Below are 14,268 nucleotides of genomic sequence, written 5' to 3'. Positions count from 1 at the left end.
ACGTGACGTCAGGAGAATACGCATGAACCGCCCATCGGTACGCTTTCCTGTTCGCGCCGCTGGCGCTGGCTCACTCTTCAGGTGGGTCAAGTGGGGATTCGTCGTCGCGTTTCTGGCTGCCCTCGTCATCATCGCGCGCATCGTTCAGATCGAAATCGACACGTCGCGCCTGCAGGCGCGCTACCTCTCCGAACTCACGCGCGATATCGGTTTTACGGTCGAGAACGGGCCGAGCCACAGCATCCGCTTTCCCACCACGAACGGGCCGTACGACGTGCGGCTCGGTTATGCGCAACTGCCCACCTTCGAGAACCGGCTTGCGGAACGCGGTTTCGCGATCGCCGCGCAGGCGCGCGATTCAGATCGCATGATCGCCGTCGCCGACGAGGGGCTTTTCCTGCCGTTCGAAGAAAAGGATCAGGCCGGCATCGTACTGCGCGACGCTTCCGGTGCCACGCTCTTCCATACGCGATATCCGCAGCGCGCCTATGAGAATTTCGATGCGGTGCCGGCCGTGGTGCGCGACTCGCTGCTTTTCATCGAAGACAAATACCTGCTGGCCCAGGACCAGCCGAACCGCAATCCCGCCATCGACTGGGGACGCTTTAGCCGCGCGCTCGTCGATCAGGGTGCGCGCCTCGTGAACCAGCATCAGCAAACGCCGGGCGGCAGCACGCTCGCCACGCAGATCGAGAAGTTCCGGCACTCGACGGGCGGCCGCACCTCCACGCCGCCGGAGAAGCTGCGCCAGATCGCGTCCGCGTCGCTGCGCGCGTATCTGGACGGCCCGCAGACCATGCCCGCGCGCCAGCAGATTCTCGTGCACTACCTGAATTCCGTGCCGCTCTCCGCCAAGCCGGGTGTGGGCGAAGTCAACGGTCTCGGCGACGGCCTTGCCGCCTGGTATGGGCGCGACTTCCGCGAAGTCAATCGCGTCCTGCGCGCGCCGCTGACGCCGGAGACGCTCGACGCGCAGGCGCTGGCGTTCCGCCAGGTGCTCTCGCTGCTGATCGCCCAGCGCGCGCCTTCGTACTTCCTGCAAAAGAACAACGAGGCGCTCGCGAAGCTGACCGACAGCTATATCCGCCTGCTCGGCGCCGGCGGCGTGATTACGCCGGCGCTGCGCGACGCCGCGCTCGCCACGCAGCTCACGCTCGACCGCTCGAAGCCGTCGCAGCGCGTGCCGGTTTCCTTCGTTGAGCGCAAGGCGGTGCTGACGCTGCGCACCCAGCTCATGCAGGCGCTGGGGCTGAAGACGCTTTACGACCTCGACCGCCTCGATCTGACCGCCACGTCCACGCTGGTCGACAGCGTGCAGCAGGCCGTGAGCGACCGCCTCGCCGACGCCGCGACCAAGGACGGCGCGCGCCAGGCGGGTCTGGTCGGCTTCGAAATGCTGCGCCCCGCCGACGATCCTTCGAAGATCGCGTATAGCTTCACGCTGTTCGAGCGCAGCAGTGGCGAGAACCTCGTGCGCGTGCAAACGGACAGCGTGAACCAGCCGTTCGACATCAATTCGGGCGCGCGCCTGAATCTGGGGTCGACGGCGAAGCTGCGCACGCTCGTGACGTATCTGCAGATCGTGAGCGCGCTGCACGCGCGCTACGCGGCCGACGACGCGAAGTCGCTGCGCGCGATGCTGCCGCAAGTCGATCCGAGCGACGCACTTACGCGCTGGGCGATCGACTATCTTTCGAAGACGTCCGATCGCTCGCTGCATTCCATGCTGGAAGCGGCCGTCGAGCGCAAGTACTCGGCCAGCCCGGGCGAGACGTTCTACACCGGCGGCGGCGCGCAAAGCTTCAATAATTTCGAGTCGAGCGACAACGCGCAGATTCTGACCGTGCACCGCGCGTTCCAGCATTCGGTGAATCTGGTGTTCGTGCGGCTCATGCGCGATATCGTCCACTACGAGATGATCCAGACGTCGGGGCCGCCCGCGCAATGGCTCGACGATCCTGTCGTGCGCACGCGTTTTCTCACGCAGTTTGCCGATGGTGAGAGCCAGGTCTACATGAAGCGCTTCTACACGCGCTACGCGGGCAAGAGCAACGACGAAGCGCTGGCGATCCTGCTGCAGCACACGCGCAAGGGCCCGGCGCGCATTGCGACCGTGCTGCGCAGCGTGAAACCCGACGGCAAGCTGCCGTGGTTCGATGCACAGATGCGCGCGCAACTCAAGAACACGAAGTTCCAGTGGCTCGACGACGAAGACCTCGCGCACTACTACGACAAGTACGCCATCGATAAATTCAACCTCAATGACCGCGGCTATATTGCGGGCATTCATCCGCTCGAACTGTGGCTGCTGAATTACATGCGCGTGCACCCGGATGCGACGCTCGCGCAGGTCCAGCAGGAGAGCCGCGACACGCGCCTTTACACCTACAGCTGGCTCTTCAAGACGAAGTATCACGCGACCCAGAACCGGCGCATTCGCCACATGATCGAGCTGCGGGCGTATGACGCGATCGGCAAGTCATGGCGCGCGGTCGGTTATCCGTTCGACAGCATCACGCCTTCTTATGGCGCGGCGATCGGTGCGTCGGGCGACCGGCCCGCGGCGCTCGCGCAACTCATCGGCCTGATTTCGAGCAATGGCGAAAAGCTGCCGACGCATAGCTTCGAGTCGCTCGACTTCGCGCGCGGCACGCCGTACGAGACGCACTTCGTGCATGCGTCCGCGCAGCCGCAGGCGTTGATCTCGCCGGAAATTTCGCAGGTGGTGCGCGAGCTGCTGACCTCGGTGGTGGAGGGCGGCACGGCCAAGCGCCTCGCGGACGGCATGACGCTCCCCGACGGCAAGACGCTGCCCGTGTACGGCAAGACCGGTACCGGCGACCAGCGCTTCAACGTGTACGCGCCGGGCGCGCGGCTCATCGAATCGCGCAAGGTGAACCGCAGCGCGACCTTCGTGTTCGTGATCGGCAACCGCTTCTACGGCACGCTCACGGCATGGGTGCATGAGCCGTACGCGGCGCGCTATACGTTCACGAGCGCGTTGTCGGTGCAACTGCTGAAGTCGCTCGCGCCGGTGCTGCAGCCGCTGCTCGAATCCAGGTCTGCGACGGACCGCGATGAGAAGCCCGATCCTGTCCACGCCGCGCAGCAGATGACGCTCATCGACCCGCAGTCGGGCGAAATGCGCCGTGTGGTGTGGAACGGCAAGGGGCTCGAATTCGACGACGTGCACTGATTCAGGTTATTCGGAATCCAAAGCAAAACGCGAGACTGGTGCAGATGCACCAGGTCTCGCGTTCTTCTTTATGCGGTTTATATCCGCTTCAGCTTCAGTATCCGCTCGGCGGCGGAGGCGGCGACCCCGGCGGGGGCGGCGGCAAATAGCGCGGTTGCGGCGCAGTCTGGAACTGCTGCTGCGGCGCCTGGAACTGCTGGGGCTGCGACATCGTCATGTTGCCGGGCGCGGGGATGCGGTTGCCGGTGGCGTACATGCATTGCAGATAAGCGTAGTCGTAACGGCGCTGTACGTCCCACGCGGAGCCCTGCGCGTTGCCCATGCCGACCGCGCTGCCCGCAAGCAGGCCCGCGCCCGCGCCGATGGCCGCGCCCTGGCCGCCGCCAAATGCGGCACCCGCGGCCGCGCCGAGCGCCGTACCGACCACGGCACTGCCCACGCCGGCGCCCGTTGCGGCCTGGTTCGCCGTGACGCCGCCCACCTGCTGGAAGGCGAACTGGCGGCAGTTCGCGTCGTCGGCGCGGAACTGATCGAAGGTCTTGCCCGTGCCAGGCAGGGCCATCACGCTCGGCCCCGTGGGCGTCACGGCGCATGCGCTCAGCAGCCCCGCTGTAGCGAGTAGCGCGAGATACGTGTATTTCATGTGCGGCTCGATATTTTCAAGGTGTTCAGTTCGACGGCGCCGGCTGGGCGGGAACCGCGCGCCAGCCCGACGAACATTGCTTCACATACGGATAGTAGGTTTTCGACTCGTCGCAGTAATACCAGGTGTCGGGGTTTGCCTGCTGGTCGCCTGCTGCATTGCCAGGCGCGGCATAGACGGGGCCCTGCTGCGGGTCCATCGCCGGGGCGCCGGCTTGCCCCTGCTCGATGTAGTCGGGCGCCTGGGGCGGCGGCGCGACGATGACGGCCGGCGGCGGCGCGTAGTAGTAAGGCGCGGGCGCGACCGGGTAGTAATACGGCACGCCTGCGCCGAAATACACGCCCACACGCGCCGCCTGTGCTACGCCGCACACGCCGATCAGCGCAGCCGCAGCGGCCCCGAGAAACAGTTTCGACCTTCTCACACACGATCTCCAGAAACGGGCAGGCCGGAGCAACGGCGCGCGCCAGCCAATTATCGAACGCTATGACATTGCCGGAACCAATGCAATTACGCGAGTTGCACCGATTTTTCGAGTTGTTACAGAAGGTGCCGGACTGGCAGGGCGCAAAGGGCCCCCGGAGTGCGTACGGCGCGCAACGGCTCGCTTCGCGCTCCATTTTTCCCGGAAATGCGTGCAATGAGGTGCGAGCGTGCGTCGACCGGTTGTAATAATTGGATAGATCCAGGCCTTTTGCCAGATCGACATGGACTCCTCGTGCTTTGCCACCATCGAGTGGTGGCGCGGGCTTTCATGATTAATAAGGAATCCGACATGAATGAGGATCTTGCCTGTCTTGTCGCGATGTCGCTGCTCATGATGCGGACCGCGCGTCGGCGGCCATGCGGCGTGCATGAATCGCGAGTCGCACGAGCGATATCCTTGGTGAAAGCGCACTGTAAAATTTGCTCCCTTTATTTTTAAATACCCGAATAAGTCAGATCTAAAACGTTTTCAATGTTTATTGCATGAAATGGCATTCCAATTACCCATTTCTCATTAAATGAAGTTTCGGATCGAAGCGCTTGCGTCTTATGGAAAATCGTCACGCAATTTCGAGTGAAGGCCGGAACGAAAACGTTTGCCTTAGCGCAAACCCCTGGTCAAGTTACCCAAATAGTGAGCCGTTAATGCACGGGTAAGAGATGCTGCATCCATGCGCCACGAGCGCCACAAAAAAATCCGAGAGAAATCGCCCGAACCTGACGGCGGCACGCCGCAATCCGATTTGCATCGAAGCGAAACCAATACGAGGGCAGCACCATGGAACAATCGACACCGGATCGTCAGCTCGAATTGCGCGAATTAAGCGCAGTCAATGCAGCGCTAAATCGTGTGCAGGCGGTAATCGAATTCGATCTTCAAGGCACCATTCTTCACGCCAACGAAAATTTTCTTGCGACGCTCGGCTATACGCTCGAGGAAGTACGCGGCAAGCATCACCGGATATTTTGTGATCCTGATTATGTGCGTACCGAGGCGTACCGCCAGTTCTGGGAGCGGCTTGGCCGTGGCGAGTTCGACCGCGGCGAATACCGCCGCCTCGGGCGCGGCGGCCGTGAGATCTGGATCAACGCGTCGTACAACCCGGTGATCGACGAAAGCAGCCGCCCTTACAAGGTCATCAAGTTCGCCACCGATATCACGGCAGCCAAGCAGCAGCACGCGGAATTCGAAGGACGCCTGCGAGCCATCGACAAGGCCCAGGCGGTGATCGAGTTCGACACGGGCGGCATCGTGCTGCACGCGAACCAGAACTTCCTCGACACGCTGGGCTATCGCCTGGAAGAAATCCTCGGCAAGCACCACCGTTTGTTCTGCGAGGAGGCGTACGCGGCCAGCCCCGACTATCGCGAGTTCTGGGCCAAGCTCAATCGCGGCGAGTTCGACGCGGGACGTTACAAGCGCATCGCCAGGGGCGGCCGCGTAGTCTGGATCCAGGCAACCTATAACCCGATCTTCGACGTGAATGGCCGGCTCTACAAGGTCATCAAGTTCGCCAACGACGTGACCGCCCAGGTCGAACTCGAGGAAAGCGTGCAGCGCCGTGCCCAGGACGACCAGCGCAAGGTCGAGAAGCTGCTCGCCGTGGTGAGCCGCGCGGCGGCCGGCGACCTGACCGGCGACGTCGAGGTGCATGGCGACGAACCGATCGATCAACTGGCTTCCGGCATCAAGGGCATGATGAGCGACCTCGCGAGCGTGATCGGCAAGGTGGTCGAATCGGCGGGCACCTTCAAGGACTCTTCGCAGGACATCGCCGCACGCGCGGACACCGTGGCGAGCGGCGCGCAGTTGCTCGGCGCGACGGTCGAGGAAATGAACGCGTCGATCGAGGAACTCACCGCGTCCATCAATTCGATTGCCGACAACTCGCGCGGCGCGGACCAGCTCGCCAAGGACACGCAGCAGGAAGCGGAGCGCGGCGCGAAGGCCGTGACGCGATCGATCGAGGCCATGGAGCTGATCAACCGCTCGTCCGAGGATATCGGCGAGATCATCAAGGTCATTGGCGAGATCGCGAGCCAGACCAATCTGCTCGCGTTCAACGCGGCGATCGAGGCCGCCCGCGCGGGCGAGCACGGCCTTGGCTTCTCCGTGGTGGCCGACGAAGTGCGCAAGCTCGCTGAACGCTCTTCGCAGGCGACGAAGGAGATCTCGAAGCTCATCAACGAGTCGGTCAAACGCGTGGCGCAGGGCAGCGAAATCTCGAAGCAGGCGGGCGAGGCGTTCGAGAAGATCGTGGCTGGCGTGAGCCGCGCGACCCAGGCCATTTCGGAAATATCCTGCGGCGCGGACGAGCAGCTCATTGCGGCCCGCGAAGTGAGCGCGGCGATTCAGCAGGTGGCCGAGGAAACCGAGAAGTCGGCGGGCGCGTGCGACACGATCGCCAGGGCGGCAGCGTCGCTCAAGGGCGGCGCGCTGGGTCTGGACACGACGGTGGCGCGCTTCGTGGTGTGAAGTCTGGAGGCTGCAGTGGATATCGATCAGGATGCCGAGCCGTCGGTGCGTAACGCGCTGTTCGAGCAGGTGCGCCGACATACCGGCATCGCGATGAACGAGCGCAAGTGGACCATGCTCAAGGGCCGCTTGCGCCGCCGCATCATGACGCTCGGGCTGCCGGACTATCGCGACTATTTGCGCGTGCTCGACGGCAGCACGGACGAAGTGCGCGACTTCATCGATCTCGTGACGACGAACGAAACGTCGTTCTTTCGCACGCCGCGCATCTGGGAATATCTGATGCGCGAATTCCTGCCGCGCTGGGCCGCGAAGCGCATGGGCGAGCCGTTGCGCGTCTGGTCGGCGGCGGCCTCGAGCGGCGAGGAAGCGTGGACGACGGCCATGCTGTGCGAGGAGTTTCGTTTGCAGCATCCATCGCTGCGTTACGCGATCGTCGGCACCGATATCTCGGACGGCATTCTTGCGACCGCGCGTGCCGGGCACTACGCCGGCCGCAGCATGGAGAGCCTGCGCCAGCAGCGGCCGGAACTCGTGCAGCGGTATTTCCGCGGCGATCCGGCGGCGATCAGCGTGAACGAGGCGTTGCGCTCGCACGTGAGCTTTCGCCGCCACAACCTCTATGACGTGCCGCGCGATCTGGGTCCGTTCGATCTGGTCCTGTTGCGCAACGTCCTGATCTATTTCGATCTCGAAGGCCAGAAGGCCGTACTCGCCAACGTTCGGCGGGCGATGCGGCCAGGCGCCGTGCTGATCGTGGGCGAGTCCGAATCGTTGAGCCGCGTCGCAGCGGGATTCGCCTTCGAGCAGCCGCTCATCTATCGCAACGAGGAACGTGAACATGAGCATCCAGCGTGACGTGCAGGTGCGAATGTGTGAGATCGCCGTGAGCAGCGGCGAGGAGGCGAAGATTCTGCGCGCGACGTTGGGCTCGTGCGTGGGCATCGGCCTCTTGTGGCGCTCGCGTGGGACCTACGGGCTCGCGCATTGTCTGCTGCCCGAGCCCATGGGCGGCGCGCGGGCGGCTGGCGCGCCGCAGGCCGGCAACGGCGCGAAGTACGTGATCGAAGCCTTGCCGAGACTGCTCGCCATGATGCGCGCGGACGAGGCCCGCGACGGCGATATCGAGGCCGTGCTCGCGGGCGGCGCGAACATGATGCATCACCGCACGACGATCCACGAACCAATCGGAGAACTGAACGTTCGCATCGCGCGCCAGATGCTGACGGATGCGCGTCTGAAACTCGTGCACGTCGACGTGGGCGGCGAGTGCGGACGCCAGTTGACCATCGACTGCGAACAGCAGCACTACGCCGTACGCCACTTCTCGCGCTCGCTCGAGCCGCAGTCTTCGGCCGTGCCCGCGCAGTCGCCCTCGCAGTTGCCCGGATAAGGAGTCACCCGATGAGTCTACGCACGCTTGCCGCCGGCCCAAATGTCGAGCTGTACGGGTCGTTCCATCTGGCGGGCACCGAGCTGGCCTTGCCGGTGGCCGCCCTGCAGGAAGTCGTCAACCCGCCCGAGGCGCTCACTGCGATCCCGCTTGCGCCGCCCTATCTGCTCGGGCTATTCAACCTGCGCGGCACGCTGATTCCCGTGGTCGATCTGCGGCTGTTGCTGCGCCTGAATGCGGAGAGTGCGGGCACGGCGCGCAAGGTCGCCATTGTCGAATCCGCCGGCGTACGCGTGGGGCTGCTGTTCGACGCGACGGGCGAGATTCTGCGTGTGCCGCACGAGCAGGTCATCACGCTCGACGTGCCCGAGGGCAGCCCGCCCATGGCGATCGACGCGATACTCAAGCTCGATGGCGGCGAGCGCATTTTGCAGGTGCTCGCGCCCGCGGTGCTGCTCAGCCTGCGCGACATGCCGCAGCTCGCGCAAACGGCGCCACCCGCGGCGCAGCGGCGTGCGCACCAGGGCCAGCGCCGCCAGAACGTCTCGTTCAAGGTGGGCGCCACGGCGCTCGCGCTGCCGATGGACGCGATCCAGGAAATCATCCGCGTGCCGGCGCTGCAGCAGTCGCCGCTGGCCAGCGAGGTCTGCATCGGCATGCTGAACCTGCGCGGCGCGACGATTCCTGTGCTCGATTTCAGCGCGTTGCTGGGCTTCGCGCGCGTGAGCGGCGACGGAGCGCGCGTGGACGAGCGGCGCATCGTCGTGCTTCATCGCAACGACCTGCACTTCGGCATGCTGGTGGACGAAGTGGCGAGCATCGTTGCGTACCGCGAAGAAGGCCTGCTGCCCATGCCGGCCTATGGCGGCAATGCGCAGCGCTCGCTGTTCGCGGGTTATCTGGCGGCCGAAGGCGGCGCGGGCGTGCTGCTCATGAACGCCGACGCGTTGTTTGCCAACGAGCGAGTCGTTGCGCTGGGCGCGGGTCATCGCGATCTGTATCGAAACGCCCTTGCGCAGGCGGCGCAAAAACGCGGCGCGGGCGCGCGGCAAACGCTCGTCACGTTCCGCATCGGCCAGTTGATCGGCGTGCGCATCGCCCAGTTGCGCGAGGTGATCGACTATCGCGACGACATCGTGCCTACGCCGGGGCTGCCCGGCGTCGTGCGCGGCATGCTGAACCTGCGCGGCGTGCTGGTGACCGTAATCGACGTGCGCGCGATGTACGGCATGCCGCCGTACGAGGATCTCGCGGCTGCGAAAGTGCTCATCGTCGAATACGAGCGCGAAAAATACGGACTGCTGGTCGATTCGGTCGACGATATCGTCACGCTGACCGGCTCGGCCCAGCTGACCTTGCCGCAGGCGTTCACGCGCAACGAAGGCGCGCGCGTGCACAGCGACATGCGCGAAGCGGTGGAGCTGCCGGGCAAGGGCACGCTGATGCTGCTCGACCCCGCTTCGCTCTGCGCGCGCGTGGCCGAGGAAGCGGCGGTCTGATCGCCGGCGAGCGCGTGCCGGCTAGCGCGCGGCGCGTTCGCGCTCGAGCCGGCGCACGGCTTCGCCCACGTCCTGGCTGAACTGCGCGAGCGCGGCGAGTTCGAGGTTGGGCGGCTGCAGCGCCGACCAGAGCGCATCGACGAGGCGCTCGGCCGTGGCGTCGATGTCCGTGCGGCGGTTGGCGAGCGTCGCGTCCCACAGCACATGCTCCATGGGCCCGAAGACCAGCGAGCGCAGCAGCCGCAGCGGCAGGTCGTTGCGGATCTGTCCGCTCTCCTGGCCGCGCGCGAGCACGCGCATGAGCGGCGCCGTGTAGCGGCGCTGCATTTCCACGAGCGCTTCGCTCAGATCATGGTGCCGCGTGCGGCCTTCCGAGAGCACCAGTTCGCAGATGCCGGTGCCGCTCTCCAGCATCAACTGCAGATGCATGCGCACGATGAATGCGAACTGCTGGCGCACGGTGCCGTCGCGCGGCAGGCCGCCTTCGATCGCGGCGATCGATTCGTCATACCAGTCGCCGATCACGCGCGCGCACAACTCCCGTTTGCCCCGAAAGTAGCTGAACACCGTCGCCTCGGACACACCGAGCCGCTGGGCGATCTCGGCCGTGGTGGCGCGTGCGTACCCTTTTTCCGAGAACACTTCGCGCCCCGCCTGCAGGATCTCGCGCACGCGCTGCTGCGACTTGCGGCCCGCCGGCTGGCGGCGCGACGCGGGCAGGACGGCTTTCCGGGCAACGGCTTCCATATTGAGCTTGATTCAATTTACGTCAGGATGAAATGAATTATCCGCGAAAAAAACGCCGCCCGACAAGGAAATTTCATCTACATGACAACTTGAGCGTCACTCAGAAATACCTATTGACGTTAACGTAAATCTGGCGTGAAATGTGCGTCCATGGGGCGAAGCTACGCCCGGTTCGAGATTCCCTGGAGACACACATGAGCAACGTACCCGGTTTGCAGTTCCCGCTTGGCGAAGAAGTCGAAATGCTGCGCGACAGCATCGCCGGCTTCGCGGCGAAGGAAATCGCGCCGCGCGCGGGCGAAATCGACCGCACCGACCAGTTCCCGATGGACCTCTGGCGCAAGTTCGGCGACCTGGGCGTGCTCGGCATGACGGTCTCGGAGGAATACGGCGGCGCGAACATGGGCTACACGGCGCACATGGTCGCGATGGAGGAAATCTCGCGCGCGTCCGCGTCGGTCGGCCTCTCGTACGGCGCGCATTCGAACCTGTGCGTGAACCAGATCCACCGCAACGGCAGCGAGGCGCAAAAGCGCAAGTACCTGCCGAAGCTCGTTTCCGGCGAGCACATCGGCGCGCTCGCCATGAGCGAGCCCAACGCCGGCTCGGACGTCGTGAGCATGAAGCTGCGCGCCGAAAAGAAGGGCGACCGCTACGTGCTCAACGGCACGAAGATGTGGATCACCAACGGCCCGGATTGCGACACGCTGGTCGTGTACGCGAAAACCGACCCTGAAGCGGGTTCGCGCGGCATGACGGCGTTCATCGTCGAGAAGGGCATGAAGGGCTTTTCGGTTGCGCAGAAGCTCGACAAGCTCGGCATGCGCGGTTCGCACACGGGCGAACTGGTGTTCCAGGACGTGGAAGTGCCCGAAGAAAACATCCTCGGCCAGCTCAACGGCGGCGTGAAAGTGCTGATGAGCGGCCTCGACTACGAGCGCGCCGTGCTGGCGGGCGGTCCCACCGGCATCATGGCCGCGGTCATGGATGCGGTCGTGCCGTACATCCACGACCGCAAGCAGTTCGGCCAGGCCATCGGCGAATTCCAGCTCATCCAGGGCAAGGTCGCGGACCTCTATACGACCTACCAGGCGTGCCGCGCGTATCTCTACGCGGTGGGCCGCCAGCTCGACACGCTCGGCCGGGACCACGTGCGCCAGGTGCGCAAGGACTGCGCGGGCGTGATTCTCTACACCGCGGAAAAGGCCACGTGGATGGCGGGCGAAGCGATCCAGATCCTCGGTGGCAATGGCTATATCAACGAGTATCCGGTCGGGCGTCTCTGGCGCGACGCGAAGCTCTACGAAATCGGCGCGGGCACGAGCGAGATTCGCCGCATGTTGATCGGCCGCGAGCTGTTCGCGGAAACGATGTAATCCTGAGCAACTCACGGTAACGAAGGGAGGACGGGATGCCGGTCATCGAATCGAAGCTCAACCCGCGTTCGGAAGACTTCAAGGCCAATACCGCGGCACTGGAAGCGCTCGTCGCGGACCTGCGCGAGAAGATCCTGAAGCTTTCGCTGGGCGGCGGCGAGGCCGCGCGCGACAAGCACCTCTCGCGCGGCAAGCTGCTGCCGCGCGATCGCATCGCGCAGCTGGTCGATCCGGGCACGCCGTTTCTGGAGCTCTCGCAGCTCGCGGCCTACGGCATGTACAACGACGACGCGCCGGGTGCGGGCATCATCACGGGCATTGGCCGCATTGCGGGGCAGGAATGCGTGATCGTCTGCAATGACGCCACGGTGAAGGGCGGCACGTACTATCCGGTCACGGTGAAGAAGCACGTGCGCGCGCAGGAAATCGCCCAGGAAAACAACCTGCCTTGCGTGTATCTCGTCGATTCGGGCGGCGCGAACCTGCCGAATCAGGACGAGGTGTTTCCGGACCGCGATCACTTTGGCCGCATCTTTTACAACCAGGCGAATCTCTCTGCGCAGCGTATTCCGCAGATCGCCGTGGTGATGGGCTCGTGCACGGCGGGCGGCGCGTATGTGCCGGCCATGAGCGACGAGTCGATCATCGTGAAGAACCAGGGCACGATTTTCCTCGGCGGCCCGCCGCTCGTGAAAGCGGCGACGGGCGAGGAAGTGAGCGCCGAGGACCTGGGCGGCGGCGACGTCCACACGCGCCTTTCCGGCGTGGTCGACCATCTCGCGCAAAACGATGCGCATGCGTTGGCCATTGCGCGTTCGATCGTCGGCAATCTGAACCGCACGAAAACGCCGCCCGTGGTGCTGCGCGAGCCGCTGCCGCCGCGCTTCGACGCGAAAAGCCTTTACGGCGTGATTCCCGTGGATACGCGCAAGCCCTTCGACGTGCGCGAGGTGATCGCCCGCATCGTCGACGACTCGGCTTTCGACGAATTCAAGGCGCGCTACGGCACCACGCTCGTGACGGGCTTTGCGCACATCTGGGGCCACCCGGTCGGCATCATCGCGAACAACGGCATTCTGTTTTCCGAGTCGGCGCTGAAGGGCACGCACTTCATCGAGCTGTGCTGCCAGCGCAAGATTCCGCTCGTGTTCCTGCAGAACATCACGGGCTTCATGGTGGGCCGCAAGTACGAAAACGAGGGCATTGCGCGCAATGGCGCGAAGATGGTGACGGCCGTGGCCACGGCCAAGGTGCCGAAATTCACGGTCATCATTGGCGGTTCGTTTGGCGCGGGCAACTACGGCATGTGCGGCCGCGCGTATTCGCCGCGCTTCCTGTGGATGTGGCCGAACGCGCGTATCTCGGTGATGGGCGGCGAGCAGGCCGCATCCGTGCTCGCCACGGTGCGCCGCGACGGCATCGAAGCGAAGGGCGGCACGTGGAGCGCCGAGGAAGAAAACGCGTTCAAGCAGCCGATTCGCGATCAATACGAGTTGCAGGGCCATCCGTATTACGCGAGCGCTCGCCTGTGGGACGACGGCGTGATCGACCCGGCGCAAACGCGCGATGTGCTCGGCCTGGGCCTTTCCGCCACGATGAACGCGCCGATCGAAGAGACGCGCTTCGGCGTGTTCCGCATGTGATGCGTTGAGGACCAGACAATGCAATACGAAACGCTCACCGTAGAAGTCGTCGGACACGTGGCGACCGTCACGCTCAATCGCCCTGAAGTGCGCAACGCGTTCAACGAAGCGATGATCGCGGACGTCACGGCCGCGTTCACCGCGCTCGGCGCGCGCGACGACGTGCGCGCGATCGTGCTCGCCGGCAGCGGCAAGGCTTTTTGCGCAGGCGCGGACCTGAACTGGATGCGCAAGATGGCCGGCTACTCCGACGCGGAGAACCGCGCGGACGCCATGCGTCTCGCGCAGATGCTCTCGGCGGTCTACCGCTGTCCGAAGCCGGTAGTCGCCCGCGTGCATGGCGACGCCTACGCGGGCGGCATGGGTCTCGTGTGTGCGGCGGACATCGTGGTGGCCGTGGAAAGCGCGCACTTCTGTCTTTCCGAGGCGCGCCTCGGTCTCATGCCCGCCACGATCGCGCCTTACGTGATCCGCGCGCTGGGCGAGCAGGCTTCGCGCCGCTACTTCGTCACGGCCGAAGCCTTCGACTGCGCCACCGCGCAGCGGCTCGGTCTCGTGAGCGAAGCGGTGAGCGCCGAAGACCTCGACGCCACCGTGCAACGCATGACCGAAACGCTCTGCGCGAACAGCCCGAATGCCGTGCGCGAGTGCAAGCAGCTCGTGCAGGACATCGCCGGCCAGACGATCGACGACGCCCTGATCGAAGACACCGCCGTTCGCATCGCGCGTATTCGCGCGAGCGAAGAAGGGCGCGACGGCGTGTCGTCGTTCCTTGAAAAGCGCACGCCGCGCTGGCGCGATCAATAAGG

At 64.8% G+C, this 14,268-nt stretch carries 11 protein-coding genes; 8 read left to right on the top strand and 3 right to left on the bottom strand.

Annotated elements, in window-relative coordinates; translation table 11 throughout:
• The first annotated feature begins 22 nt into the window (after positions 1-22).
• Entirely contained in the window at positions 23-3,196 is a 3,174-nt protein-coding gene (locus AB4Y35_RS00425) for a transglycosylase domain-containing protein (protein WP_368702935.1), read from the top strand.
• A gap of 94 nt (positions 3,197-3,290) precedes the next feature.
• Here AB4Y35_RS00425 and AB4Y35_RS00420 read toward each other — a convergent pair whose 3' ends face one another.
• Both AB4Y35_RS00420 and AB4Y35_RS00415 read right to left on the bottom strand, forming a co-directional pair.
• Positions 3,291-3,839: a hypothetical protein gene (locus AB4Y35_RS00420; protein WP_342918989.1), complete on the bottom strand. Its 549-nt coding sequence runs from the start codon at positions 3,837-3,839 to the stop codon at positions 3,291-3,293.
• Positions 3,840-3,864: 25 nt separating this feature from the next.
• On the bottom strand, positions 3,865-4,263 hold the full coding sequence (locus AB4Y35_RS00415; RefSeq protein ID WP_368702934.1) for a hypothetical protein: 399 nt from the start codon (positions 4,261-4,263) through the stop codon (positions 3,865-3,867).
• A gap of 840 nt (positions 4,264-5,103) precedes the next feature.
• On the opposite strand from AB4Y35_RS00415, the gene AB4Y35_RS00410 reads away from it, so the two are divergent.
• The 4 genes from AB4Y35_RS00410 to AB4Y35_RS00395 are packed head-to-tail and all read left to right on the top strand — an operon-like array spanning position 5,104 to position 9,693.
• Positions 5,104-6,801, top strand: coding sequence for a methyl-accepting chemotaxis protein (locus AB4Y35_RS00410; RefSeq protein WP_368702933.1), 1,698 nt, complete (start codon positions 5,104-5,106; stop codon positions 6,799-6,801).
• Between the two features lie 15 nt (positions 6,802-6,816).
• A complete protein-coding gene (locus tag AB4Y35_RS00405; protein ID WP_368702932.1) occupies positions 6,817-7,659 on the top strand; it encodes a protein-glutamate O-methyltransferase CheR in 843 nt (280 codons plus the stop codon).
• Complete coding sequence (locus AB4Y35_RS00400) at positions 7,643-8,194, top strand: chemotaxis protein CheD (protein ID WP_368702931.1); 552 nt, start codon at positions 7,643-7,645, stop codon at positions 8,192-8,194. The genes AB4Y35_RS00405 and AB4Y35_RS00400 overlap by 17 nt, the downstream gene beginning before the upstream one ends.
• Positions 8,195-8,205: 11 nt before the next feature.
• The gene (locus tag AB4Y35_RS00395) at positions 8,206-9,693 is read left to right on the top strand and encodes a chemotaxis protein CheW (protein WP_368702930.1); all 1,488 of its coding nucleotides are present in this window, start codon (positions 8,206-8,208) and stop codon (positions 9,691-9,693) included.
• A 21-nt stretch (positions 9,694-9,714) separates the two neighbouring features.
• Here AB4Y35_RS00395 and AB4Y35_RS00390 read toward each other — a convergent pair whose 3' ends face one another.
• Positions 9,715-10,440 carry a TetR/AcrR family transcriptional regulator gene (locus tag AB4Y35_RS00390; RefSeq protein WP_069261702.1) on the bottom strand — a complete coding sequence of 242 codons (726 nt, stop codon included), beginning with the start codon at positions 10,438-10,440 and terminating at the stop codon, positions 9,715-9,717.
• Positions 10,441-10,634: 194 nt separating this feature from the next.
• Here AB4Y35_RS00390 and AB4Y35_RS00385 point away from each other — a divergent pair, with 194 nt between their 5' ends.
• Genes AB4Y35_RS00385 through AB4Y35_RS00375 form a run of 3 tightly spaced genes read left to right on the top strand, consistent with a single transcriptional unit; the run spans position 10,635 to position 14,266 of the window.
• Positions 10,635-11,816 (top strand): isovaleryl-CoA dehydrogenase, encoded by a 1,182-nt coding sequence (locus AB4Y35_RS00385; RefSeq protein WP_368702929.1) that lies wholly within the window; start codon positions 10,635-10,637, stop codon positions 11,814-11,816.
• Positions 11,817-11,851: 35 nt separating this feature from the next.
• Complete coding sequence (locus AB4Y35_RS00380) at positions 11,852-13,459, top strand: carboxyl transferase domain-containing protein (RefSeq protein WP_368702928.1); 1,608 nt, start codon at positions 11,852-11,854, stop codon at positions 13,457-13,459.
• 18 nt (positions 13,460-13,477) lie between these two features.
• Entirely contained in the window at positions 13,478-14,266 is a 789-nt protein-coding gene (locus tag AB4Y35_RS00375) for an enoyl-CoA hydratase/isomerase family protein (protein WP_368702927.1), read from the top strand.
• Positions 14,267-14,268: the final 2 nt, after the last annotated feature.

This window comes from Paraburkholderia sp. EG286A (genome assembly GCF_040965375.1).
Classification (GTDB): domain Bacteria; phylum Pseudomonadota; class Gammaproteobacteria; order Burkholderiales; family Burkholderiaceae; genus Paraburkholderia.
Note: the sequence above shows the minus strand (reverse complement) of the source record. Positions and strands in the feature narration are given on the sequence as shown.